Here is a 25,049-nt window from a genome sequence, read left to right as displayed (position 1 = left end):
GCCTCCCCTGCGGCGACCCGCGGACACCCCCGACGGGGCTTGTATCCGATGCGAACGTGAACAGGAGCCGACATGCGTGTACTGGCCGCGGGCGACCACTTCGTCAGCCCCGACCTGCTGGTGGCCGCCTTGGAGGAGGAGGTCCGCGCCGGCAGCCTGCCGCCGCCCGAGACCGCCCGGCTGCGGCTGCCCTGGCCCGTGGAGCCGTTCGGCCCCGTCGGCGGGGTCGAGGAGGCCAGCGGCACCGAGGAGGAGGTCGCCGAGCAGCTGCGCGGCGCCGAGGTCTGCATGACCCAGATGGCGCCGGTGACGGCGAAGGTGATCGACGCCTGCCCCGACCTGCGCCTGGTATCGGTGTGCCGGGGCGGGCCCGTCAACGTCGACCTCCGGGCGGCCACCCGCGCCGGCGTCGCCGTGACCTACGCGCCGGGCCGCAACGCGACCGCGGCGGCGGAGTACGCCATCGCCATGATCCTGGCCGCCCTGCGGCGGGTCCCCGCCGCCGACGCCGAACTGCGCGAAGGCCGCTGGCGCGGCGATTTCTACGCCTACGACCAGGCCGGCGTCGAACTGCGCGGCACCAGCGTCGGCCTCGTCGGATACGGCGCCATCGGGCGGATCGTGGCCCGCATCCTGCGCGCCTTCGACGCCGAAGTGCTGGTGGCCGACCCCTACACCGATGCGGCGACCGCCGCCGAGGACGGGGTGCGCCTCGTCGGCCTGGAGGAGCTGCTGTCCTCCTGCACGGTCGTCAGCCTGCACGCGCGGCTCACCGAGGAGACGCGCAACCTGATCGACGCCGACCGGCTCGCGCTCATGCCGCGCGGCGCGGTGCTGGTCAACACCGCGCGCGGCGGCCTGCTCGACCACGCTCCCCTGCCCGAGGCGCTGCGCAGCGGGCGACTGGGCGCGCTCGCGCTGGACGTCTACGACGTCGAGCCGCCACCCGCCGACTGGCCGCTGCGCGGGCTGCCCAACGTGGTGACCACGCCGCACCTGGCCGGCGCCACCCGGCAGACGGCCGAGCGCGCCGCGCGCATCGTCGCCGCCGAGGTCGGCCGCTACCTGCGCGGCCGGGAGCCCCGCCACCTGGCCAACCCCGAGGTGCGGGAGGTGCGGGCGTGATCATCGGCGTCGACGTGGGCACCACGATGACCAAGGCCGCCGTCTTCGACCGCGACGGCCACGCGGTGGCCGAGGCCGACGAGCCCACCACCCTGCACCGCTTCGACGGCGCCCGCGTCGAGCAGGACCTCGACGAGGTGCTGGCGACCGTGTCCTCGGTGGTGCGCAAGGTCGCCGCGGCGCAGGCGGAGCCGGTCACCGCCGTCGCGCTGACCGGCCAGGGCGACGGCCTGTGGCTGCGCGACGAGCAGGGGCGGCCCACGCGGCCCGCGGTCTCCTGGCTGGACGGGCGCGCGGGCCCGCTGGTGCGGCGGTGGTACGAGAACGGCACCATGGCGCGGGTGCACCGGCTGACCGGCCAGGGCATGTTCCCCGGCGCGCACGGTCCGCTGCTGGCGGCGCTGGACGCCGAGGAGCCCGAGGTGCTGGAGCGCTCGGCGGTGGCGGGCTACTGCGTCGACGCGATGGTGCAGCACCTGACCGGCGAGATCACGGTGGACGCCTCCGACGCCTCGCTGCCTTTCCTGGACGTGGGCAGCCGCACCTACAGCGCGGACGCGCTGGCCGAGTGCGGCGTCTCGCGGTGGCGCGCTCTGCTGCCCGAACCGGCCGAGCCCGACCGCCTGTTCCGGCTGGACGGGCGCGGCGCCCGCCTGCTGGACCTGCCCGAGGGCACCCCGGTGACCGGCGGACCGTTCGACCTGCCCGCCTGCCTGCTGGGCAGCGGCCTCAGCGAGGTGGGCGACGGGCTGCTGACCGTGGGCACGACCCTGGCCTGCCAGGTGGTGGCCGACCGCGTGCCCGCCGAGCCTTCGGGCGAGCCCGCGGGCATGTGGCTGTGCACCGACCGCCCCGACCGGTTCTCCCGGGCGATGCCGGCGATGGTGGGTACCGCCGGGCTGGACTGGCTGCTGGAGCTGCTGGGGATCGGCATCGGCGACGTGGAGCGGCTGCTGGAGGCGAGCCCGCCCGGTGCCCGCGGTGTCTCGGCGCTGCCGTTTCTGGCCGAGTCGGGCGAGCGCGCGCCGTTCGTGGACCCGCGGGCGCGCGGCCAGCTCACCGGCGTCAACCTGGGCACCGACCGCGCCGACATCGTGCGCGCGGTCTGCGAGAGCATCGCCTATGCCGCCCGGCACTGCCTGGAGGCGGCGGGGCTGACGGGGCGGCTGGCGGTCTGCGGCGGGGGCAGCCGCTCGCGCGGGTGGATGCAGGTCTTCGCCGACGTGCTGGGCCGGGAGGTGATCCTGCCCTCCGACGACGCGATCGGCGTGCGCGGGGCCACGGCCGCCGCCTGGCGGGCCTTGGGCGAGGAGGCCGACGGCGCCCGCTGGCTGGCCCGGGGCGCCCGGGTGGAACCGCGCGCAGACCTGCGCGGCCGCTACGAGGAGGGCTACGCCCGCTACCGGGGCCAGTTGGACAGCGCGCGTGCGCTGTGGAGTTCGGACGCGCCCGCCTAGGGCGCGGCCTCGTCGGCGCGCCGGGGGCGATACGGGCGCCGCCCCCGGCAGCTGGGCGGCGCGGCCTCCGCTCGGCGCAACCGCTTGCCCGGCTACCGGGCGCCCGCGGGGGCCAGCGCCGCGTCGATGAGGGATTCGGCCGCGGCGCGGGCGTCGGCCGCCGCGGCGCCGTCGCCGGAGATGGCGGCGGTGCTCTGGGCGCCCTCGGCCAGGATCGCCAGCTGCGGGGCCAGGGACGGCGGCGCCCCGGCCTCGGCCGCCAGGCGGGCGACGTAGTCCTGGAACGACGCCTTCTGCTCGCGCACGGCCTCGGCGATCTCCGCGGAGACGCCGCCGAGCTCGCCGAAGGAGTTGATGAAGGCGCACCCGCGGAACCCGTCCTGCTCGAACCAGGTGCCGAGGAAGTCGTAGACGGCCAGCAGGCGCTCGCGCGGGTCGTCGCCGGCCTGCTCGGCGGCCGCGGCGAGGCCCGCGTCCCACTGCCGGGACCGGTCCCGCAGAAAGGCCGCCACCAGCGCGTCCTTCGATCCGAACGCCGAGTAGAGCCGCTTCAGCGACACCTGCGCTTCGGCTCGGACGGCGTCCATCCCCACCGCCTGGATGCCGTACGCGTAGAACAGGCGGTCGGCCGCCTCCAGCACGCGCCGGCGAATCTGTTCCTCATCCCTCATGTGTCGCCCTTGCCTTGAGAACGTTCGTTCTCTACTCTAGCCGGTATATCGGAGAACGATCGTTCTCCACTGATCGCAGGGGGAGTCAGCGATGCCTTTCATCACCGTCGGCAAGGAGAACTCCGGCGACGTCGAGCTCTACTACGAGGACCACGGCGCCGGGCAGCCGGTCGTACTCATCCACGGCTACCCGCTCGACGGGTCGTCCTGGGAGCTGCAGAGCCGGGAGCTGATCGCGGCCGGCTACCGCGTCATCACCTACGACCGCCGCGGCTTCGGCCGCTCCAGCAAGGTCGGCACCGGCTACGACTACGACACCTTCGCCGCCGACCTGAACACCTTCCTGGAGACCCTCGACCTGAGGGACGTGGTCCTGGTCGGATTCTCCATGGGCACGGGGGAACTGGCCCGCTACGTGGCCCGCTACGGCGCCGGGCGTGTCGCCAAGCTGGCCTTTCTGGCCTCGCTGGAACCCTTCCTGGTGCGCACCGACGACAACCCGACCGGTGTGCCGCGCAGCGTCTTCGAGGAGATCGAGCACGCGGCGCGGGCCGACCGGTACGCCTGGTTCACGCAGTTCTTCGGCAATTTCTACAACCTCGACGACACCCTGGGCAGCCGGATCAGCCAGGAGGTCGTCGACGCCGGCTGGAACACCGCCGTGGCGAGCGCGCCGGTGGCCGCCTACGCGGTGGTGTCGTCCTGGATCGAGGACTTCCGCGGCGACGTCGAGGCCGTGCGGGCGGCCGGCAAGCCGGTCCTGATCCTGCACGGCACCGCCGACCAGATCCTGCCGATCGACGCCACGGGGCGCCCATTCCACGAGGCGCTGCCCGAAGCCGAGTACGTCGAGATCGAGGGCGCCCCGCACGGCCTGCTGTGGACCCACGCTTCCCAGGTCAACGCGGCGCTGGTCCCGTTCGTCACGAAATAGCGGCTCCAGCGCGGGCTCAAGGCGCCCGGGGCCGGGACCTGCGGCCCGCCCTTGCGGCGCGCGCCGGTCCCCGGCCCCGCGGGCCCCGGACCGGCGCGCACACGCACGGCGGACGACGTCAGGAGGACGTCAGGAGAGGGAGGCGGCCTCCTCGCGCGCCTTTCGGGGGCTCCGCCAGATGCCCAGCAGCCGGGCCAGCAGGCACAGCACCGCCGCCGCGGCGCAGGCGCCGATCCCCACGGCCCAGGGGCCGTAGTTGACGGCGAGCACCGGCAGCAGAGCCGTGACGAGTCCGCCCCCGACCAGCGGGCTGAAGAAGGGTGCCCGCAGCGCATAGGCGCGGGCGGCGTCGGTCTTGAGCTCCGGGTCGGCGGTGCGCAGCAGCATGAGGCCCACCGAGGAGACCGCCGTCAGGGTGCCGAAGTTGACGATGGCGTGCTCGAACCAGGACCGGCGGAACATCCGCGGGCCGGCCCAGTAGAAGAAGCCGACGGCGACCGCGGCGGCCACCAGCATCAGCAGGCTCAACGGGACGATGTTGTCCAGCACGACCGGAATCGACACCGAGGCCACGGCCGAGACGACCAGCAGGTCCAGCGCGGCGCCCTGGATCGCGCGCAGGCTCCCGGTATCCACCGCGTCGCCGAGCCGCGTACGGCCGACCACGGCTTGCACGAGGGCCCCGCCGATCATCGCCAGCGGGAACAGCGGAAGTCCGGGCACCAGCGGCTCCAGCGCCGACTGCAGCAGCCAGCCGATGAACACCGCTACCGCGATCAGGGCTCCGTGGAAGGCCAGGCCGTCGACGAGGTCCTTGTTGAGCGTCACCTGCCCCAGGCCGGGCCGCTCCTCGCGCCCGATCAGGTCGGGGGTGTCCCGGCTCCCCGCGGCGTTGGGCGCGTCGCCCCGGCGTGCCCCGATGTTGATGAGCACCATGCCGACGACGATCCCGAAGACGAGCCCGACGGTCGCCGCGGCCAGCGCGAGCGCACCGCCGTCGGCCCACCCCAGTTCGGTGTAGACCGGCGCCATTCCGCCGGCGGTGCCGTGGCCTCCGGGCCACGCGATCTCGACCATGGTGCCGAACATGGCGTCGACACCCCACACGGGCATCAGCAGCGCCGCACATAGCAGCATGGGCACGCCCATCAGCAGGAAATCGCCGATGTAGCCGAACAGCAGTTGCGGCGCGATCAGCTGGTAGCTCTGCCGCACATCGGGCATGCGCACACCGATGAGCATCGGCGCGAAGACGACCGTGATCAGGATGCCCGGCAGAGCCGACCAGGTGGCGGTCATGCCTTCGGGGAACACGCCTGCGCCGTAGGGACCGAGCGCGGCGCCGAGGACGCCGCCGATCAGTGCTGCGGGGATGAAGAAGCGGCGCAGCGGTTTGACCAGCAATCGCAGCACCACCCCGGCGAGGACCAGCAGGCCCAGCACGGTGAAGGCGAACAGCAGAGTGGTGACCGTGTCGCCGGCGACTTCGTCTGTGGGGAACATGGCCCTCCTTGGGGGTGATCAGGTGGGGCGGGTCGGGCGGGGCCTTCCGCGAGAGCGGGCAGGCGTCGTCCGGCCGGACCTCGGGGGTGTGCGGGTGCGGTCCCCGAGGCCGCGGTTCGGGTCAGAACCGCGTCGCCGAGAACGGGGACAGGCTCTCCGGGCGCGCCCCCGTGCGCGCCCAGAAGGCGAGGGCCTCGGCCACCGCGGGTGCGATGGCGAAGCCGTGCCCGGTCCAGCCGGTGCCCACCAGGGCGTTGGCGGTTCCCGGGACGCGGTCGATGACGGGGATCTCGTCGGCGCTGCAGGATTCGGGCCGCCTGGCATCCGCGAAGTCCAGTTCGGCGTCCGCCAGGTCGGCGTAGACCTCCGCGGCGGCCCGCAGATTGCCGCGGACGTTGGCGTCGATCTCCTCCCCGCGCCCCAGCTCGGCGTTCCATCGTCCGCGCCAGCCGCCGCTGACCATGACGCCGCCGTCCGGCAGCGGCTTGAGGGAGAGCGACCGGTGGTCGTGGCCGATGAGGTGGTGCATGGGCGGCTCGGCTCCGGCGCGGACGCGCAGGGCCTGCGGGAGGATACGCCAGACGGGCAGCGTGACGCCGAAATGGTCGCGCAGCAGGTCAACGGCCCCCGCGTTGGCCAAGACGAGCAGCGCCTGGCCGACCTCGTAGCGCCGCTCGCCGGCGGTGGTGACGGCGGTGACTCTCCCCGCGGCGGTCTCGACACCGGTGACAGGGCTGTGCTCCTCGATGACGGCGCCGCGCGCCCGGGCGGCGGCGGCGAAGGCCGCGGTGGTGGCGCCGTGGTCGGCGGTGCCGTCGAAGGGGCAGTACAGCGCACCGCGCACCGCGTGGCCCAGATTGGGTTCGAGTTCGAGCAGGCGGTCGCGGGTGAGCACTTCGGTGGGCACGCCGTTGCGGCTCTGTACCGCCGCATGGGCCTCGGCGGCGACCAGGCCCCCCTTGGTGCCCGTGGTCTCCTGTTCGATGAGGTTGAGGCCGCCGGTGCGCTCGTAGTACGTGTCGGCCCCGAGCTGGTCGGCCAGCGCGGGCCACAGGCGGTAGGAGGCTCGCATCAGCGGAAGTTCGCGCAGGTCGCGGCGGTTTCCTCGGACGCCGCGGCGACCGAAGCCACCGGAGGCGCCCGCGGCGACCTCGTCCGCTTCGAGGAGGAGTACGTCCTCCCCGGAGTCGGCGAGCATCCATGCGGCGGCGCACCCGTGGACGCCGCCCCCGATAATCACGAACTGGTGTTTCATCATCTGAGCCCTTGCAGGAGATCCGCTTCACAGTGAGAGTAGTGTTCACTTCATGTTTGGATCAATAGTGACATGAAAATTTCATCCAACGAGGACGGCGGCTTCCGCGCCCGGGTCACGGCGCGGTTGGATTCGCTCTCCCCCCGAGAGCGCGCGGTCACCGACTTCGTCCTCAACCGCCCGTCCGAGGCTGTGACCGCCTCGGCCCAGCAGCTCGCCGCACTGACCGGAACCAGCGACGCGACCGTGGTGCGCACGGCGCGCTCGCTGGGCTACAGCGGGCTGCGCGAACTCAAGCGCGCGGTACTGGAGATGCTCACCGCGCGCCGCGACCCCGCCATGGTGCTCGACCAGCGACTGGAGGGCCTGGGCGGCGCACCGGTGCTGGACCGGGTGATCGCCGACAGCACCGACCTGCTGCGGCGGCTGCCCGAGGTCCTCGACGCCGGCGCGTTCGCGGTGGCGGTCGATCTGCTCGCGCAAGCGCCGCGAACGGTGTGCTACGGCATCGGCCCGGCCTCGGCGACGGCCCGCTACCTGGCCATCGAAATGGGACGGCTGGGTCGGCGCAGCCTGGCGCTGGAGGCTTCGGGGTTCCGCCTGGCCGACGACCTGCTGGGGATCGGCGGCGACGACGTGGTCGTGGTCGTGGCTCCGCTGCGGATGTTCCGCGAGATCGAGGCCCTGCTGGGGCACTGCGAGGAGGCGGGTGCTCCGGTGGTGGCGATCACCGAGGCCCTTGGGGAGCAACTGCGCGAACGGGTGCGCGCCGTGCTGACCACTCCCCCGTCCACGACGGGGGCCGCCGACGAGAACCTCGCCCAACAGGTGGTCGCCCACGCCCTGGCGATGGAACTGGCCGCGCGCGACCGCTCGGGCTCGGTCGCCGCCCGCCAGCGCCTGAACCGCCTGCGCGAAGCGATCACGGGCGGCGCCATGGACACCGACGTCGACCCGGGCGCCGTGCCGCCCGATCCCGACGAAAACGGCGACGCGCCCCGCACGCGCGAGGAGGGCGGTCCGGGCTGAGCCGTCCTGACGGGCCTCATGGGCCACCGCGACGTTCGGCTGCCGGCACCCGGACGACCCGGGCGCAAGCTCAGCCGCAGGATGCGGTGGTCCGGGCATGCGGGTCGTGGGAGGGGCCGCATACCGGGGCCGCCGGTCACGGCATCAGCGGCCCCGTATCGGCCGGGGCCGTCGCCGTACGCAAAGGGCGCCGGCAACATCCGGGAAGGGGCGTGGTCGGCGGGTGATCGAAGACGGCGCCAACCAGACGCACGGGCGGTCCGACCACGGCTCGACGCGGCCCGCCGTCTGCTCGGGGGTGCTGTCGCCCAAGGCGCGCAGTGCGGCGTCGGAGATCTCGCGGTCGGTCAGCCATCGGGTGCCCCGCGCTGCGTCGGCGAAACCGAGCACCACGCTGCGGTAACTGCGCGGCGGGGCGTAGCGGGGCGGATCGGGCCGGCTGCGGCGCGGATCCGCCCCGGCGCTGCCCCACAGCTGAACCACGGCCGCATTTCCGCTGAGCACGGGGTCCAGCTCGCGGTGTACAGCCTCGTCATAGGGAGTGTGCACCCACAGCAGCGCTTCGGTGAACCGCCCTGTGCGTGCAGCGCGGGCCACCGCCTCCCCCAGGCTTCGCGGCTGCTCCCAATCCGCCGCCACCTGCACCAGTTCCCCCGCGTCAGGCGCGCCGGCGGCCGCCCGCTCAGGCCGACGCGCCACGCAGACGACCCGGGCACCGCTGCCCAGCAACTCGTGTACGGCGGGCCGCAGCATGCCGGTGCCCCCGACGACGAGGACCTCGCGTAAAGCGGTTGCGTGCATTTTCCTCCGTCCTGCTGCTCGCCCGAAACGGCGGTCCTACGTGGCGTCCCGCCCGCTCCCGGGAGACGGCCCCGCCGCGGACGGCGGCGGGCCGCGGGGATCGGCGCGCGGAACCGGGAACTCGAACGGAGTTTTACTGGAACCACCGGATCAACCGGAGCCGGTCTGGGAGCGGGCGTCGGCGTCCGGGGTGCCGGACGACTCCTCCGGCTCGACGACCACGCGGCCCGTACCTCCGTCGACGGTGATCACGTCGCCGGTGGAGATGCGCTGCGTGGCGCCGGGGAGGCAGATCACGGCGGGGATGCCGTACTCGCGGGCGACGGTGGGGCCGTGGGCCACCACCGAACCGGTCTCGGTGACCAGGCCGGCCGCCGTCATGAACAGCGGGGTCCAGCCCGGGTCGGTGGTGGGGGCCACCAGGATCTCCCCGGGTTCGATGCGGGCGCCTACGGGGTCGACGACGACCCTGGCGCGGCCGGTCGCCCGGCCCGCCGCGGCGGGTGCGCCGGTGAGCGTTCCCTCGACGGCGGGCGGCGGCGGGGCCAGGGCCTCGGCGTCGGTGCCGTCGGACAGCAGGGCGACGGGCACGTGCCTGCGGCGCAGCTCGCGCGTGTAGTGCGCCTTGCGCTCGGCGACGAGTTCCCGCTGGTCCATTCCGTGGTCGGCGGCGGCGCGGGCCTCGTCCAGGTCGAGGAACATGATGTCCTCGGGGGCCTCCAGCAGGCGCTGCTCGGCGAGTTCGGCACCGGCGAGGAGCAGCTGGCGGCGCATCTCCGCCAAGGGGATCAGCCACGCGAACTTCGCCATCTCCCGCATACCGGCCAGCTCCCGCGCGCGGTGCATGACGAACGACGCCACGCGCCCGCGCACCGGCCGCACGCGCCGCGCCCGGCGCGACAGCTCCGCGACGGTCGCCTCCGCGTTGGCGGCGGCGCGCTCGAAACGCCGGGGCGGCGCCTCTTCGGCGTCCCGCAGGCGCAGGTAGTTGGCGATGGTGGCGAACAGCGGGGCCGGGTCGTCGTCCCAGCGCGGCACGCCGACGTCGATCTCGCCGGGGGCGCGGTGGCCGTAGCGGCGCAGGAATCCGTCCAGGCCGATGTCGGGCAGCGTTCCCGCCCGGTACCGGGCGGCCAGCTCGGCGGGGTCGGTATCCGTCAGCAGGTCGCGGTGCTCGGCGGCGCCGGCGGCGATCCGCCACAGCTCCAGGTCCATCTCCGTGGTGACGTTGTGCGGCATACCGGTGAGCACCGCCGCGGCCTCCTCCTCGGAGGCGATGCCTTTCAGCAGCGCGGGCAGCAGCTGGGGCAGGACCACACCGGCCATCGTCGGCATGATCACCTTGCCCATGGGTGCGCCGAACATCGGCGCGAAGCCGGTGTCGAAGACGGTGCGCAGCCGCTGCGACGCGGAGGCGGACTCGTCGGGCCCCCGGTGCCGGCGGAAGTCCTCGACACCCTCCCACGCGCGGGCGCGCGCCGCCTCGGGCCGGGCGAGCGCGCCGAGGAGTCCGCCGACCGCCGTGGGAGCGAAGCGCAGCGCCATCAGCACCACCGGCGCGACCGGGAACGGTGTGGCGGAGGGGACCGCGAAGCGGGCGTCCTTCAGGACCTCGCGCACGGCCGCCTGCACGCGCGGCCCGTAGATCTCCAGCCCCTCGACGAGGCCGGGACGGATCCACGGAGTGCGCAGCACACCGGTGATGTCGGTGTAGAGCCGCCCGCCGACGGTGACCATGTCGAAGAACTCCCCGACGTCCTCCCCGTGGAGCCCGCCCACCGCCCGGATGTGCTGCCAAGCGGCCTCCATCGTCGCCGCGCCCATCGGGGTGAGCGGGCGGAGCATCCCCTGCATGTTGCCGATCTCCAGGAAGAACCGGGGTTTCGCACGCCCGGTGTCCGGCGGCAGGGGGAAGAGCGCGGTGATGGCGCGCGACTGCAGGAGCCACAGGACGCCGTCGCGGTCGTAGGCCCACTCGACGTCCTGGGGGGCCGAGAACAGGCTTTGGAGGCGCTCGCCGGCGGCGTACAGCTCGGCGAGTCGCGCACGGCCCAGACAGCCTCCCTCGGGACCCTCGGGCGCCTTTTCGGAGCGCAGCACGTAGTGGTCGGGGACGACGCTGCCCTCGACGACCGCGGTGCCCGGCCCGGAGGCGGCGTCGACGACCATGGCCGAGCGGCTGCCGGTGGTGGGGTCGGCGGTGAACAGGACGCCGGCGGCCTCGGCGTCGACCATGCGCTGCACGACGACGGCCATGCGCGCGTCGGCGCCTTCGGGCAGGTTCGCCTCGCGGTAGGCGCGGGCGCGGTCGGTGTTCAGCGAGTCCCAGCACCGGCGCACCGCGTCGAGCAGTTCGCGCTCGCCGCGGATGTTCAGACAGGTCTCCTGCTGCCCGGCGAAGCTGGCCTCGGGCAGGTCCTCGGAGGTGGCGCTGGAGCGCACGGCGACCGGCCCGCCGCCGAGGTCGCGGTAGGCGGCGAGCAGGTCGTCCTCGGGAATCCGGCCCGCCTCGTAGGCGGCGGTGGTCAGGCAGAAGCCGGGCGGCACCCGCTCCCCCGCCGCCGCCATGGCCCCGAGCCCGGCGGCCTTGCCGCCGACGACCCCGTGCGTCCCCGCCGCGATCTCGTCCAGGGCGACCACGTTCATGAGGCATCCTCCTCGCGGCGTCGGGGTGAGCGCTGCACCGTGCACGGGCGGAGCACGACCGGCCGTGCAACGGCGTTCCCGAGCCCATCGTGCCGCTCGGCGGCACGGCGGGCCAGAGCCGAACGCAGGCCGAAGCGTCAGGAAGGCGTTAACGTTGCCGACACCCGCCGCGGGTTGGAAGGGGTGAGGTGAAGCTGGGTCATGTGGTCACCGCACGGACAGTAGACGGTGAAGTACTTGGGCGGATTCTCGAGCCTCCATCCTGGTAGTACTTCGTTAAGTGCGTCGCTGGTGGCGGCAGGCGGGCCAGGCGCACCAGTGGGCAGACAAGGCGGCTCGGGCCGCTGGGCGGCCTTGTAGCCTGCCGGGCGGCGGGTGGTCTGGAGGAAAAGCGGCAGCCACGGCGCCGGATGGCCGGGCCCGCGCGTATCGGGCAGGGTGCCCGACGGCTGGGCGCCCGGCGGCGCGCCGAGAACGGCTCCAGAGACGGTTTCGGCGCCGAAACCGGTCCCAGGGACAGTCTCGGTGATGATCGGGCGCCCGGGTGTCCTTTATGTCGGGTCTTACGGGCCCAATCGCCGCGCGCCCGGCCTGCGCGGCAGGCCCGCCGGCGGCGCTCGGGGGATGTGCCGCTTGCCACAGAGGTCGGTGACGCCTAGCATGCTTGCGTCCGTGAATCGATTCGACGGAATAGTCCGCTTGATCATCGAATCGATTCGACGATCCGGCGAGGAGGCGCGAACCCCATGGTCACCATCAAGGACGTCGCCCAGGCGGCCGGTGTGGCACCGAGTACGGTCTCCTACGTCCTGAGCGGGTCCAGGAAGATCTCGGATGCGACGCGCGCCGCTGTGCAGGCGGCCGTGGACGAGCTCGGCTACCACCCCAACGCCGGGGCCCGCTCGCTGCGCAGCACGCGCACCGGGGTGCTCGCGCTCGCGCTTCCGCTGCCGGCGCGCGGCTATCTGCCGGTGGGCGGGCGCTTCATGTACGGCCTGAGCGAGGCGGCCGGACAGCTCGGCTACCTGGTGCTGCTGGTGACCCCGCCCGGCGAGGAGGACCCCGACGCCGGGCTGGAGCGGGCTGCGCGCAGCCGGTTCGCCGATGCCGCGGTGATCATGGGCGTGCAGATGGAGGACCCGCGCATCGACGCCATGCGGGCGCTGGACTTCCCCGTCGCCCTCATCGGCCGTCCCGCCGACGAGTCCGCCGCGCCCTGGACCGACCTGGACTGGGACGAGGCGGCGCTGGTCGCGGTGCGCGCCCTGCACGAAGCGGGCCACAAGAGGGTGTGCTACCTGGCCACGGTCGAGGAGGACGTGCGTGCCCGGCGCAGCTACTCGGTGCGCGGCATCCGCGGCGCCGAGCGGGCCGCCGCCGGGCTCGGCACGAGCGTCGACGTCTGCCACTCCACCGGTGACCCCGCGGAGCTGTTCGGCCGGCTGGACGCCCGGCTCGACTCCGCGGAGGCGCCCACCGCGTTCGCCGTGCAGCACCCGGCGGCGATCCCCGGAATCCTGCGCCACCTGGCCGCACGCGGGATCGAGGTGCCCCGCGACGTGTCCCTGGTGGCCGTGGGCAGCTTCCCCGAGGACCTCGGCGGTCTCGACGTCACCCGCGTCGAGCTGCCCGTCGCACGGATGTCGGCCGCCGTGACCCGGCTGGCCGCGGACGCGGTGGAGGCCGCCGCCCCCGGCACCCCCGCGGGCGGCGCCACCCCGCACACGCTGATCGCACCGCATCTCATCCGCGGGGCCACCGTCGCCCCCGCCCCGTGATCCGCGCGGCCCGCCCCGCGGCGGTCCGGACAGCCGCAGCGGAGCGGGCCGCTTCCCGCCGATCCCCTGTTCGATACGGGACACCCCATGATCCCGCCCCCCGATGTCGGAGGACTTCCATGAGATACCGCTTCCGGCGGCCGCCGCGCGGCGCGCCGACCGCCGCGGCCGCGGTGCTGGCGCTGCTCGGCGCCGGCTGCGCCGCCGAGCCCGAGCCGGACGTGTTCACGGTGATGAACTCCAGCACCGACGAGCCGTACCACTCCTGGGACCAGGAGGCGATGGACCGCTGCGGCGAAGAAGTCGGCGTGACCGTGCGCCAGATCAGCGTGCCCGCGGACCAGCTCGTGCCCAAGGCGCTGCGCATGGCCTCGTCGCACTCGCTGCCCGACGTGCTGGTGCTCGACGGCTCGGACATGCCCCAGTTCGCCGAGGCGGGTGGCCTGGTGCCGCTGGCCGAGGTGGGCGTGCCCACCGAGAACCTGTCCGAGGGCGCCCGCTCGTTCGGCGGCTACGACGGCACCTACTACGGCGCGGCCCGCTCGGTGAACTCGCTGGGCCTGATGTACAACAAGGACATCCTCGCCGAGGAGGGCGTCGAACCGCCGCAGACCTGGGCCGAGCTGAGCGAAACGGCGGCCGAGCTGACCGAGGGCGAACGCTACGGCCTGGCGATCAGCGCGCTGTCCACCGCCGACGGCGTCTACCAGTTCCTGCCGTGGCTGTGGTCCAACGGCGGCGACGAGCGCCGGCTGGCCGCTCCCGAGGCGGTGGAGGCGCTGGAGTTCGTGACCTCGCTGATCGAGGACGGTTCGGCGTCGCGGTCGGCGGTGAACTGGACGCAGGCCGACGTCAACGACCAGTTCATCGCGGGCAACGCGGCCATGATGGTCAACGGCCCCTGGCAGAAGCCGGTGCTGGAGGAGCACCCCGAGATCGACTGGGGAGTGGTGGAGGTCCCGGTCCCCGAGGCGGGCGACACCCCCGTGGCTCCGATCGGCGGGACGACGTTCACGGTGCCGGTCAACGAGGAGCACCCCGAGCGCGAGGACACCGCGGGCGCGATCGTCGCGTGCATGACCTCCCCCGAGGCCCAGCTCGACTGGTCGCTCAAGGGCAGCAACGTGCCGGTGGACCCGCAGGCCGCCGAGGAGTACCGCGAGCAGGTGCCCGAGCTCGCGCCCTTCGCCGATCAGGTGCAGACCGCCCGCAGCCGCACCGAGCACGTGGGCACCGACTGGAACGTCTACTCGCAGGCCATCGGGACCGCGCTGCAGGCCGCGCTGACCGGCGAGGCGACCCCCGAGCAGGCCCTCACCCGGGCGCAGTCCCAGGTGGAGGAGGAGCTGAGGAGCCGGCGATGACGACGACCACCCCCACCCCGAGCCCGGCCGTGCGGGAGCGCTCCCCCGGCACCGCCGCCGATCCCGGCGCCGCCGCGCGCCGCCGGCGCGCCGTCTCCCAGTGGCTGTTCATCGCCCCGGCGATCGCCTACATGCTGGTCTTCTTCAGCTACCCGCTGGTGCGCAACGTCGTGATGAGCTTCCAGCAGTACACACCGGCCACCTACTTCACCGGCGAGGCCCCCTTCACCGGGCTGGACAACTGGCGGGCGGTGCTGACCGACGAACTGTTCGCGGCGTCGCTGTGGCACACCCTGGTGTTCACGGCGGGCTCGCTGGCCGGCCAGTTCGTCATCGGCATGGCGCTGGCGCTGTTCTTCTCGCGGCGCTTCCCGCTGTCGGGCGTCATGCGCTCGCTCCTGCTGCTGCCGTGGCTCATCCCGATGGTGGTGGCCGGCACGGTCTGGCGCCGGGTGCTGGACCAGGAGACCGGGGTGCTCAACGAGGCGCTGCAGGGCCTCAACCTCACCTCGGGCGCGATCCCGTGGCTGAGCAGCCCCGACTTCGCGCTGCTGTCGGTGATCCTGGTCAACATCTGGATCGGGATCCCGTTCAACATGGTGATCCTCTACGGCGGGCTGCAGGAGATTCCCAGGGAGATCCGCGAAGCCGCGGTGCTGGACGGCGCGGGCTTCTTCCGCCGGTTCTTCGGCGTGACGCTGCCGATGCTCAAACCGGTGGTCACCGTGGTGCTGGTGCTGGGCTTCATGTCCACGGTGAAGATCCTGGATTTGATCCTGGCGCTGACCAACGGCGGCCCGGCCAACGCGACCGAGACGCTGGGCACGCACACCTACCAGCTGTCGTTCCTGCAACTCGACTTCGGCCAGGGAGCCGTGGTCGGCAACGTCCTGATCCTCGTCAGCATGGTCTTCGCGGTGATCTACCTGCGGGCCAACCGCGAAGGGATGGCACGATGAGCAGCACGCACACCACCACGACCGGCGTGCGGCTGACGCGCGCGAAGCGGCTGGACTACGCGAGCCTGGTCTTCGGGGTCCTCGTGCTGGCCGTCCTGCTGTTCCCGCTGTACTGGATGGTCAACACGGCGCTGCAGCCGAGCGCGGCCCTGGCCGAGATCCGGTGGCTGCCGCAGACCCTGGACCTGAGCAACTTCCGCAGCGCGTGGAACTCCCAGGCCGACAACCTGCTCACCAGCATCCTGGTGGCGCTGGGCGCGGTGGCGGTGTGCCTGGCCCTGGCCGCGCCGGCCGCCTACGCTCTGGCCCGGTTCCGGCTGCGCGGCGCGCGCACCGTCGTCTTCGGCACGCTGATCACCCAGATGGTGCCGGGCATCGTGGTGGCCAACGCCCTCTACAACGCCTATGTCGAGTTGAACCTGGTCAACTCCTACCTCGGCCTGATCCTGGCGGACGCGTCGCTCGGGCTGCCGTTCACCGTCATCCTGCTGCGGGCGTTCATGGTGTCGATCCCCGAGGAGGTGCTGGAGGCCGGGATGGTCGACGGCGCGAACCGGTTCCGGGTGCTGCTGAGCATCGCGCTGCCGATGAGCCGCAACGCCCTCATCACCGGCGGCCTGTTCACCTTCCTCTTCGCCTGGAGCGACTTCCTGTTCGCGCTGACGCTCAACACCACCGACGCCGTCAAGCCGGTGACGCTGGGCATCTACGAGTACCTGGGCGCCCACGTCGGCGACTGGGGCGCGGTGATGGCGGTCGCGACGCTGTCCTCGGTGCCCGCCGCGATCCTGCTGGTGGTCGCCCAGCGCTATGTGGCGGCGGGGATCTCCGGCGGCTCGATCAAATGAGCCGCCGTCGGCGCCCCGGGCCGCGCGGCCCTCCGCCGCGCGCCCCTGCCCTCTGCGGCCGCCGGCGGCGGCCGCGTATCCGACGGGGGCGGTAGGGGGCGGCGGGCCGCCGATCGGCCCGCCGCCCCCGGCACCGCCCGGCCATCCAAGACCACACGAAGGCGGCACATGAAGTTCACCGACGGGTTCTGGCAGACGCGCGAGGGCGTGCGCGCCAACTACGCCCGCGAGGCCCGCGACGTCTGTGTCCAGGACGACCGCATCACGCTCTACGCACCCGTGCGGCCCATCGCCCACCGCGGGGACACCCTCAACACCCCCCTGCTGACCGTGGACGCCTGGTCGCCGGCGCCGGGGGTGATCGGGGTGCAGACGACGCACCTGGCCGGGTCGGTGCGCCCGGCGCCCGCGTTCGACGTGCGCGGCGATCCGGCCGCGGCGCCGAAGACGCGGCGGGACGGCTCTGCGGTGGAGCTGGCCTCGGGCGAGCTGTCGCTGCGGGTGGACACCGAGGGGCCGTGGCGGATGGATTTCCGCGCGCACGGCCGCACGCTCACCTCGGCGGGCGAGCGCGGCACCGGTTTCGCCGAGACCGCCGACGGCGGCCACCACATGGTGGCGCAGCTGTCGCTGGGGGTGCGCGAGCTGGTGTACGGGCTGGGCGAGCGGTTCACCCACTTCGTCCGCAACGGCCAGCCCGTGGACATCTGGCAGGCCGACGGCGGCACCAGCAGCGAGCAGGCGTACAAGAACGTTCCGTTCTACCTGACCAACCGGGGCTACGGCGTCTTCGTCGACCACGCGGGTCCGGTGTCCTTCGAGGTCGGATCGGAGTCGGTGGGGCGGGTCCAGTTCAGCGTCGACGACCAGGCGCTGCGCTACTACGTGATCCAGGGCGACTCCCCCAAGGAGATCCTGGCCCGCTACACCGCGCTGACGGGCCGCCCGGCGCTTGTGCCGCCGTGGTCGTTCGGCCTGTGGCTGTCGACCTCGTTCACCACGTCCTACGACGAGCAGACGGTGACCGGGTTCGTCGACGGCATGGCCGAGCGCGGCATCCCGCTCAGCGTCTTCCACTTCGACTGCTTCTGGATGCGCGAGTTCCACTGGTGCGACCTGCAGTGGGACCCGGAGATGTTCCCCGACCCCGAAGGCATGCTGGCCCGCCTGAAAGAGCGCGGGCTGCGGGTGTGCGTGTGGATCAACCCCTACATCGCCCAGCGTTCTGCGCTGTTCGAGGAGGGCGCGCGGCTGGGGCACCTGGTGCGCAAACCCGACGGCAGCGTGTGGCAGTGGGACATGTGGCAGGCGGGCATGGCGCTGGTGGACTTCACCAGTCCGGCGGCGCGCGAGTGGTTCGCGGGCAAGCTGCGCGCGCTGCTGGACATGGGCGTGGACTGCTTCAAGACCGACTTCGGCGAGCGCATCCCCACCGACGTGGTCTGGGCCGACGGCTCGGACCCGCAGGCGATGCACAACTACTACACGCACCTGTACAACGGCACGGTCTTCGACCTGCTGCGCGAGGAGCGCGGGGAGAACGAGGCGGTGGTGTTCGCCCGTTCGGCCACGGCCGGCGGCCAGCGGTTCCCGGTGCACTGGGGCGGCGACTGCGCCTCGACCTACGAGGCCATGGCCGAGAACCTGCGCGGCGGGCTGTCGCTGGGGCTGTCCGGTTTCGGCTTCTGGAGCCACGACATCGGCGGCTTCGAGGGCACACCCGATCCCGGCCTGTTCAAGCGGTGGCTGGCGTTCGGGCTGCTGTCCTCGCACAGCCGGCTGCACGGCAGCCGCTCCTACCGGGTGCCGTGGGCCTTCGACGAGGAGGCGGGCGAGATCGCCCGCAGGTTCACCCGGTTGAAGTGCCGGCTCATGCCCTACCTCTACGGCGCGGCGGTGCAGGCCCACGAAGAGGGCGTGCCCGTCATGCGGCCGATGCTGCTGGAGTTCCCCGACGACCCGACCTGCCACCACCTGGACACGCAGTACATGCTGGGCGGCGACCTGCTGGTGGCTCCGGTGTTCAGCGAGCACGGCGAGGTGGAGTACTACGTCCCCGAGGGCGATTGGCGGCACCTGCTCACCGGCGAGGCGGTGCGGGGGCCCGCCTGGCGGCGCGAAGTGCACGGCTTCGACTCCCTGCCGCTGCTGGTGCGCCCGGGCGCGGTGCTGCCCGTCGGCGCGGTGGAGGACCGGCCCGACTACGACTACGCCGCGGGGGTGACACTGCGGGTCCATCCGGCGTCCGGCGCCCACGGGCCGGTCCGCACGGTGGTCCCGGCGGCGGACGGGTCCGCGGCGGCGGTGTTCACCACCCGCGCCGCCGAAGGCGAGGTCGTCGTGGAGGCCGACGGCGCGGCGCCCGCATGGCACGTGCTCGTCGCGGGCGCCCGCGGCGCCGCCTCGGCCGAGGGCGCGGCCGCGACGGAGGTCACCGAGGAGGGCGTCCTGGCCACGGCGCAGGCGGGAACGCCGCGGATGCGGATCTCGCTGGGCTGAGCGGCCCGCGCCGCCGCCCTTCCTGGCGACCGCGGCAACGCGCGGTGCACAGGCCGGCGAAAGTGCGGGGGCGACGGGAGTGGCGCTCAGCCGCGGGCGGGAGCGGCGGCGCGGTGGGCCTCCTCGGCGCGGCGCAGTGTCGCGCGCAGTGCGGTGATGCGCTCGCCGGGGATGCCCACGGCGCGGTGCAGCTGCTCGGCCCGCGCGGCCGCCGCTGCCGCGTCCGCGGCGCCGGCGCGGGCGGCGGACTCGGCGGCCAGGTGCAGCGCCCACGCCTCGTCCGGGCGGGCTCCGGTGCCGCGGTGCAGCTGCGCGGCGCGCCCGGCCCGTTCGCCGGCGGCCGCGCAGGCGCCGGTCGCCAGGGCGACGGCCGCATGCAGCGTCGCGGCGCGGCCTTCGAGGATGCGGTGGGCGCCCGCGGCCAGGTGGGCGGCCCGTTCGGCGTGGGCCCGCGCGGTGGCGATCCGGCCGGCGTCCAGCCGGGACCAGCCCAGCCCGAGCCGGGCCTCGGCCGCGCCGAACCGGTAACCCGACTCCTCCGAGATCGCCAGGGCCTGGCCGAACAGCGCCCGCGCGCCGTCGGAGTCGCCGTCGGCCATGCGGACGGCGGCCCACCCGTTGCGCGCGTCGGCCTCGACGCGGCGCGCCCCCGCCGCGACGCACCGCTCCAGCGCCCGGGCGGCCACCCGGCGGGCGGTGCGGCAGTCGCCCAGTTCGGCGTGCAGGCGGCCGACGTCGACGAGCACCGGCAGCACCTGCAGTTCGTGCGTGCGCCGCTCCAGCGAAGCGAGCGCCTGCTCGGCGAGTTCCAGGGCCGCCGCGGGCTCGCCGCGGTTGCGTTCGACGCTGGCCAGGCTGCCCAGCAGCACCCCCTCGCGCCCGGAGTGCCCCAGGCGGTGCACGCGCTCCAGCGCGGAGCGCAGCGTCGCTCCGGCGCGGGCCAGGTCGACGCTCTCCCACGCGGCGCCGAGATTGCCTTCCAGCACCACGCCCTGCGGGTCGAGGCCGTACTCGTCGCACAGCCGCACGCCCCGCTGGAACAGGGCGATGGCGTGGTCGATGCGACCGCCCCACACGTGCCAGGGCGCGAGGTTGTTCAGCGCGGCGATCTCGCCTTCGGGTTCGCCGAGTGCGCGGAAGAGCTCCAGCGCCTCTTCCAGGCGGGCGGCGGCCTGCTGCAGGTCGCCGCTGTTCCACAGCGCGCTGCCGAGGTTGTGCAGCATCGCCGCTTCGGCGGCGCGGTCGCCGGCCGCGCGGGCGGCGCGCAGCCCGGTCCGGGCCGTTTGCTGCCAGTCGCTCAGCAGGGTGCGGGCGGCGAAGGACGCCCGCAGCGCGTCGACCAGGTGCCAGGCGTGGCCGGCGGGCCCGCCGGCCGCCGCGTCGGCGACGGCGGCCAGCAGGTTGGTGTGTTCGGCCTCCAGCCAGGCGAGGGCCTCGGCTGTGTCGGCGAAGTGCGCGGCGGGGCCGGGTCGGGCCATGCGGCGGGTGTCGGGGGCGATGGTGCGGCCCGCGGCGTCGGCCACATCCAGGTAGTGGCGGTGCAGGCGTTCCCGTGCGGCGGCGCGCTGCCCCTCGGTCATGCTGTCGCGGGCCTGTTCGGCGGCGTACTCGGCGAGCAGGTCGTGCATGCGGTAGCGGCCGGGGGCGCAGGGGTGCAGGAGGTGGCGGCCGGCCAACCGGTCGAGGGTGCGGCGCGCCTCGGCGGTGCCGCAGTCGGCGAGGACGGCGGCGGCCTCGGGGGTGAAGTCGGAGCCCGGCACCAGGCCGAGGGCGGCGAAGAGGCCGCGTTCGGCGGGGTCCAGCGCGGCGTGCGACAGGTCGAAGGCGGCCCGAACGGCCGCTTTGGGGTCGCCGTCGACGCTCAGCGCGCCGAGTCGGCCGCACTCGCGCAGTTCGGCGACGTACTCGGCCATACCGCGCCCGCCGAGGATGTTGGCCGCCGCGATCCGCAGCGCCAGCGGGACGCGGCCGCACAGCTCGGCGAGTTCGCCGGCGGCCGCGGGCTGCTCGCTCAGCGCCCGCTCCCCCAGGGCGGCGCCGAGCAGCCGCAGCGCCTCGGCCCGGTCGAAGGGGGACAACCGGACGGGCAGCGCGCCGTCCAGCAGCAGCCCTCGCAGGTCGTTCCTGCTGGTGACGATGACCGCGCAGCCGGGCGAGCCGGGCAGCAGCGGCCGGATCTGCTCGGCGTCGGCGGCGTTGTCCAGCAGCACCAGCACCCGCTTTCCGGTCAGCACCGAGCGGTACAGCGCGGTCTGCTCCTCGACCTCGGCGGGGATGCGCTCGGGGGCCACGTGCAGCTCCGCGAGGAAGCGCGCCAGGACATGGTCGGGGCGCAGCGCGGGGCCGGCGGCGTAGCCGCGCAGGTCCACGTAGAGGCGGCCGTCGGGGAAGCGGTCGGCGAGCCGGTGGGCGCTCTGCAGCGCGAAGGCGGTCTTGCCGACCCCCGGCGGACCTGTGACCGCGGCGAGCGGCAGCCCGACGCCGCCGCCGTCGATCGCGTCGGCCACGGCTTCGGCCTCGGCGGTGCGGCCGACGAAGTCCGCCAGCGCGGGCGGCATCCCCGAAAGGGCCGGGGCGCGGTCGCCACCCGCCTGGTTCCGCGCCGCACCGGCGGCGGGACCGCCGTCGGGGGGCGCCGTCGCGGGTTCCGCGGTGCCGAAGGGCGCGTCAGCCGCGGCGACCGGGGAGGATCCGGTTTCCCGCGCCGTCGCGGTCGGTCCGGATTCGGCGGGCGGCCGGAGCGGCTCGCCACTGCGCGCGGCCGGGGACGCGACCGGTCCTCTCCGGTTCGACGGGACGTCCGCCCCGTCGCGGTCGGGTCCGGCTTCATCCGCCGACGCGGACGGCGTGTCGCTCCTCTCCGGCTCGCTGCCCTCCTCCGGCGGCTGCGGCCCCCGCGGGTGCTCCGGCTGCCCGGATTCGGCCGCCGCACCTCGACACGCCCCCTCAACCGGCGCCGCGGATGCGGCAGCCGGACCTCGGCCGGGTCGGGACGGCTGCGGCGCCCCGGAGGGCTCGACGGGCCCGTCCTCTGCGGAGCGCCCACCCTCCACAGGCGCATCGGGCGGCTCCGGCGCCGCGGACGCATCGGGCGCCTTCTCCCCGGTGGGCGCGGCGGCCGTCCGCGGTCGCGCGGCCGGTGGCCGCGACAGCGCCGAGTCGCCGGGCGAGTCGGCGTCCTGGCGCAGCACGGCCGCGAACAGTTCGCGCAGGCGCGGCCCGGGGTCGGTGCCGAGTTCCTCGGCGAGATGGGCGCTGAGGCGGTGGTAGTGCGAGAGTGCCTCGCCCTGGCGACCGGTGCGGTAGAGAGCCGTCATCAACTGCTCGCTGAAGCGCTCCCGCAGCGGGTGGCGGGCGGCGAGCGCCTGCAGCCGCGGTATCACCCCGGCGCCGTCGCCGCGTTCGAGTGCGCGGGAGAAGCTGCGTTCCAGCAGCTGCAGCCGGCGCTCCTCGAACGGCAGGGCGACGTCGCGGTACAGCGAGTCGGAGTCGACGTCGGCCAGGGCGGCGCCCTGCGGGATGGCGAGTGCCCGGTCGAGGTGGCGTGACTCGGCGTCGGCGTCGCCGCGCCCGCGGGCCGCGTCCGCCTCCTCGACCTCGGCGTAGAAGCGGTGCAGGTCGACCTGGCCGGGGCCGACGTCGATGAGGTATCCCTCCGTCGCGGTCCGCACGACGTCCCCGGCGATTCCGGCTTCGGCCAGGGTCCTGCGCAGCCGCATCACGTAGGAGCGCAGGGTGGTGCGCGCGCCCGCGGCCGCCGACTCCCCCCACAGGCGCTCGACGATCTCCTCGGCGGCCACGGCCCGGCCCGGGCGCAGCAGCAGCGAGACCAGCACGACGCGCAGGCGCGGGGCGGACAGTTCGGCCCGCACGCCGTCGATGCGGATGTCCACGGGTCCGAGGATGCGGAAGTCGGCGGCATGTGCACCACTCATCGGATTTTGGACACCCCCTCTGAGACGACGCGGGCGGCGCCGCGCCCATCGCCGCGCGGGGCGCCGCGCCCTTCGCCGCTCCGTAGGCTACCCGGCCGAACGCGGTGCTCACCGGGGGTACGAACGCGGCCGCGGCGGCGCGGCGGCCGGGCGCCGAGACCTCGCCAAGACCGCGTGGCGACGGCGTTGCGGGCGGTGCCACGCCGATGCCACGCCGTTGCAACGGCGGCCCGCCTAATGTGATCGATGGGAGGAAACCGCCCGCCGGCGGCGGCCGTTTCGACGGCCGCGGGTCGGCGGGCGGCCCCGGGCCGCCGCACCGGAAGGGGGACGACGGCGCGCGGTGCCACCGTGCCGCCGCAGGGGCGGCCCTCCTGCCGGGACCCGGGCTCGCAATGCCGACGCGCTGATCAGGACGGGGTCAGGTGTCGGCATCGTGGTCGGCGGTGGAGCGCCGCAGCGCCATCGGGGGGACGAAACGTCGCATGGCACCGCCGCGGTAGGTCCCACCGCCGGCATGCTCCGGCCGGGCGGCGTGCTCTGCATCCAGCACCGCACGCCGCCCGGCCGGAGCGGTCCGGCCCCGCCAGCGCCCGAGCCGCTGCGCCCGGGTGACGAGCGGCGCGTTGCCCGCCGGTGGCGGCGACCGACGCCGCACCGAGCCTGACTCCAGGGACAGTCTCGACGCCGAAAGTGTCCCTGAAGCAGGACTCGGCGGGAATCAGGCGCCGCCGCGCGCCACCGTCACCAGCCGTTGAGCAGCAGGTGGTTGGCCAGCAGCGCCAGCACGGCCTGGACACCGAGCCAGACGCGGTGGTCGCGCAGCGGCAGGAACGCGGCGGCCGGGATCAGCCAGACCACGAACGGCAACCAGATCCGCTCCGTCTCGGCCTTGCTCATCCCGGACAGGTCGGCGGCGGCGATCGCCAGGGCGGCGGCCGTCGCCATCACGGCCAGGGCGTCGTCTCCGTTCGACGGCCGGCGGCGCAGGCGCCGCAGGCGCCGCAGCGCCGCCGGCGCCGCGACCACGGCGCGGCGCAGGCCCGCCACCGCCGCCGGTCCCGCCGTGATCACGACGATGGCGAGGTTGGCCCAGACCCAGTAGTAGTAGGGCCGTTCGCCGCCCACCCCCTGGTAGTAGCGGGTCACCAGCAGGTCGTAGCCCTCGAACCACCAGAATCCGGCGGCGGTGAACGCGGCGGCGACCGCCGCGGCCCCGAGGACCGCCAAAGGCAGGGGGCGCAGGGTGCGGCTGCAGGCGATGACCGCCAAGGCGAGGATTCCGGCCAGCGTCAGGCCGTAGGAGAGGTAGAGCACCCAGCCCAGGAGCAGCCCGGCGCCCAGGGCCGCCGCCCAGCGGCCGGGCGAGCGGGCGGTGCCGGCCACTGCGAGCAGCGCCAGCCCCCAGGCGGTGACGCCCGCGAAGTAGCCGTCGGCCGAGGTGCCGATCCACACCGCTGCGGGGGCGAGCACGACGAAGGGGGCGGACGCGCGCGCCGCCCGCTCCGCGCCCAGCGCCTTGAGGGTGACCAGGATGGCGGCCGCGGCCGAGGTGCCCGCGACGATGCAGAAGACGCCTGCCCATGCGCCGCCGCCCAGACCGATGCGGTCCAGGCCGACGAAGGTCAGCATCGCCCCCGGAGGGTGTCCGGCGACGTGCGCGGGCCAGTTCTGCGGGACGTCGATGAGAATGTGGTCGGTGAACTCGCGCAGGGTCGCGGCGGGGTCGTCCCAGCGGCCCATGGCCAGCAGGTACTCGTGCTTGTCTTCGAGCTGACCGGCGATGCCCCGCTGCCATCCGTCCACCAGCGCGAGGGAGAAGGTCCAGGCCATGGCTCCGGCCCAGGTGGCCCATACCAGAGGGCGCCAGGACAGCCGCGCCGCGACGGCCGGCCCCCAGCCTGCGACGGCCACCGCGACAGCGATCGCGGGCACCGTTCCGGGGCCGAGGTGGGGCATCCACTCGGAGTAGAGCGGCTCCCAGTCGACGTAGAGCTTCTGGCCGGCGCGCTCGATCAGGACGCCCACGACCGCGGCCACGGCGACGAGGACCGCCGCCGCGACGGCGGTGACCACGTCCCGGCGGCGTCCGCCTGTTCTGCGGTCGGTGCCGGTGCCGGTGCGAGTGCCGGTGTCGGTTTCGGATGCGGGCTGCGGCGAGCGGCGGGGCGTACTCACGCGGCCACCGTAGACGCGCACCGCACTGCTTGTCGGCCCGACGGGCCGCCGAGCGTCTCGGACGCGA

The 25,049-nt window shown here is 74.3% G+C and carries 16 protein-coding genes; 9 read left to right on the top strand and 7 right to left on the bottom strand.

Annotation, left to right across the window (positions count from 1 at the left end; genetic code table 11):
• The first annotated feature begins 72 nt into the window (after positions 1 to 72).
• The gene (locus EKD16_RS11050) at positions 73 to 1,125 is read left to right on the top strand and encodes a 2-hydroxyacid dehydrogenase (protein WP_131098309.1); all 1,053 of its coding nucleotides are present in this window, start codon (positions 73 to 75) and stop codon (positions 1,123 to 1,125) included.
• Positions 1,122 to 2,582 carry an FGGY-family carbohydrate kinase gene (locus EKD16_RS11045; protein ID WP_131098308.1) on the top strand — a complete coding sequence of 487 codons (1,461 nt, stop codon included), beginning with the start codon at positions 1,122 to 1,124 and terminating at the stop codon, positions 2,580 to 2,582. Before EKD16_RS11050 ends, EKD16_RS11045 begins: the two co-directional genes overlap by 4 nt.
• A gap of 92 nt (positions 2,583 to 2,674) precedes the next feature.
• Here the strand turns inward: EKD16_RS11045 and EKD16_RS11040 are convergent, their stop codons facing one another.
• A complete protein-coding gene (locus EKD16_RS11040) occupies positions 2,675 to 3,253 on the bottom strand; it encodes a TetR/AcrR family transcriptional regulator (protein WP_131098307.1) in 579 nt (192 codons plus the stop codon).
• A gap of 91 nt (positions 3,254 to 3,344) precedes the next feature.
• Between EKD16_RS11040 and EKD16_RS11035 the strand changes: the two genes are divergently transcribed.
• Positions 3,345 to 4,187 carry an alpha/beta fold hydrolase gene (locus tag EKD16_RS11035; RefSeq protein WP_131098306.1) on the top strand — a complete coding sequence of 281 codons (843 nt, stop codon included), beginning with the start codon at positions 3,345 to 3,347 and terminating at the stop codon, positions 4,185 to 4,187.
• Positions 4,188 to 4,316: 129 nt separating this feature from the next.
• Here EKD16_RS11035 and EKD16_RS11030 read toward each other — a convergent pair whose 3' ends face one another.
• The gene (locus EKD16_RS11030; protein ID WP_131098305.1) at positions 4,317 to 5,690 is read right to left on the bottom strand and encodes a sodium/glutamate symporter; all 1,374 of its coding nucleotides are present in this window, start codon (positions 5,688 to 5,690) and stop codon (positions 4,317 to 4,319) included.
• A gap of 121 nt (positions 5,691 to 5,811) precedes the next feature.
• Positions 5,812 to 6,948: an NAD(P)/FAD-dependent oxidoreductase gene (locus tag EKD16_RS11025; protein ID WP_242677337.1), complete on the bottom strand. Its 1,137-nt coding sequence runs from the start codon at positions 6,946 to 6,948 to the stop codon at positions 5,812 to 5,814.
• 69 nt (positions 6,949 to 7,017) lie between these two features.
• On the opposite strand from EKD16_RS11025, the gene EKD16_RS11020 reads away from it, so the two are divergent.
• Positions 7,018 to 7,974: a MurR/RpiR family transcriptional regulator gene (locus EKD16_RS11020; RefSeq protein WP_131098304.1), complete on the top strand. Its 957-nt coding sequence runs from the start codon at positions 7,018 to 7,020 to the stop codon at positions 7,972 to 7,974.
• A 144-nt stretch (positions 7,975 to 8,118) separates the two neighbouring features.
• On the opposite strand, the gene EKD16_RS11015 is transcribed toward EKD16_RS11020, so the two are convergent.
• Together EKD16_RS11015 and EKD16_RS11010 are read right to left on the bottom strand one after the other, a co-directional pair.
• Entirely contained in the window at positions 8,119 to 8,775 is a 657-nt protein-coding gene (locus tag EKD16_RS11015; protein ID WP_131098303.1) for a Rossmann-fold NAD(P)-binding domain-containing protein, read from the bottom strand.
• A gap of 150 nt (positions 8,776 to 8,925) precedes the next feature.
• Positions 8,926 to 11,421 (bottom strand): PEP/pyruvate-binding domain-containing protein, encoded by a 2,496-nt coding sequence (locus EKD16_RS11010; protein ID WP_131098302.1) that lies wholly within the window; start codon positions 11,419 to 11,421, stop codon positions 8,926 to 8,928.
• Between the two features lie 746 nt (positions 11,422 to 12,167).
• On the opposite strand from EKD16_RS11010, the gene EKD16_RS11000 reads away from it, so the two are divergent.
• From EKD16_RS11000 to yicI, 5 genes are all read left to right on the top strand, one after another.
• Positions 12,168 to 13,199, top strand: a complete 1,032-nt coding sequence (locus tag EKD16_RS11000) for a LacI family DNA-binding transcriptional regulator (RefSeq protein ID WP_131098301.1) — start codon at positions 12,168 to 12,170, stop codon at positions 13,197 to 13,199.
• Positions 13,200 to 13,318: 119 nt separating this feature from the next.
• Positions 13,319 to 14,563: a sugar ABC transporter substrate-binding protein gene (locus EKD16_RS10995; protein ID WP_131098300.1), complete on the top strand. Its 1,245-nt coding sequence runs from the start codon at positions 13,319 to 13,321 to the stop codon at positions 14,561 to 14,563.
• The gene (locus EKD16_RS10990) at positions 14,560 to 15,522 is read left to right on the top strand and encodes a carbohydrate ABC transporter permease (RefSeq protein WP_131098299.1); all 963 of its coding nucleotides are present in this window, start codon (positions 14,560 to 14,562) and stop codon (positions 15,520 to 15,522) included. Before EKD16_RS10995 ends, EKD16_RS10990 begins: the two co-directional genes overlap by 4 nt.
• Positions 15,519 to 16,370 (top strand): carbohydrate ABC transporter permease, encoded by an 852-nt coding sequence (locus tag EKD16_RS10985; protein WP_131098298.1) that lies wholly within the window; start codon positions 15,519 to 15,521, stop codon positions 16,368 to 16,370. The genes EKD16_RS10990 and EKD16_RS10985 overlap by 4 nt, the downstream gene beginning before the upstream one ends.
• 168 nt (positions 16,371 to 16,538) lie before the next feature.
• Positions 16,539 to 18,869 (top strand): alpha-xylosidase, encoded by a 2,331-nt coding sequence (yicI, locus tag EKD16_RS10980; protein WP_131098297.1) that lies wholly within the window; start codon positions 16,539 to 16,541, stop codon positions 18,867 to 18,869.
• A gap of 86 nt (positions 18,870 to 18,955) precedes the next feature.
• Here the strand turns inward: yicI and EKD16_RS10975 are convergent, their stop codons facing one another.
• Together EKD16_RS10975 and EKD16_RS10970 are read right to left on the bottom strand one after the other, a co-directional pair.
• On the bottom strand, positions 18,956 to 22,804 hold the full coding sequence (locus EKD16_RS10975; RefSeq protein ID WP_131098296.1) for an AfsR/SARP family transcriptional regulator: 3,849 nt from the start codon (positions 22,802 to 22,804) through the stop codon (positions 18,956 to 18,958).
• A gap of 744 nt (positions 22,805 to 23,548) precedes the next feature.
• A complete protein-coding gene (locus tag EKD16_RS10970; RefSeq protein ID WP_242677336.1) occupies positions 23,549 to 24,982 on the bottom strand; it encodes a hypothetical protein in 1,434 nt (477 codons plus the stop codon).
• Positions 24,983 to 25,049 lie beyond the last annotated feature (67 nt).

This window comes from Streptomonospora litoralis (assembly GCF_004323735.1).
Classification (GTDB): Bacteria; Actinomycetota; Actinomycetes; order Streptosporangiales; family Streptosporangiaceae; genus Streptomonospora; species Streptomonospora litoralis.
This window is presented reverse-complemented; position numbering and strand designations above follow the sequence as displayed.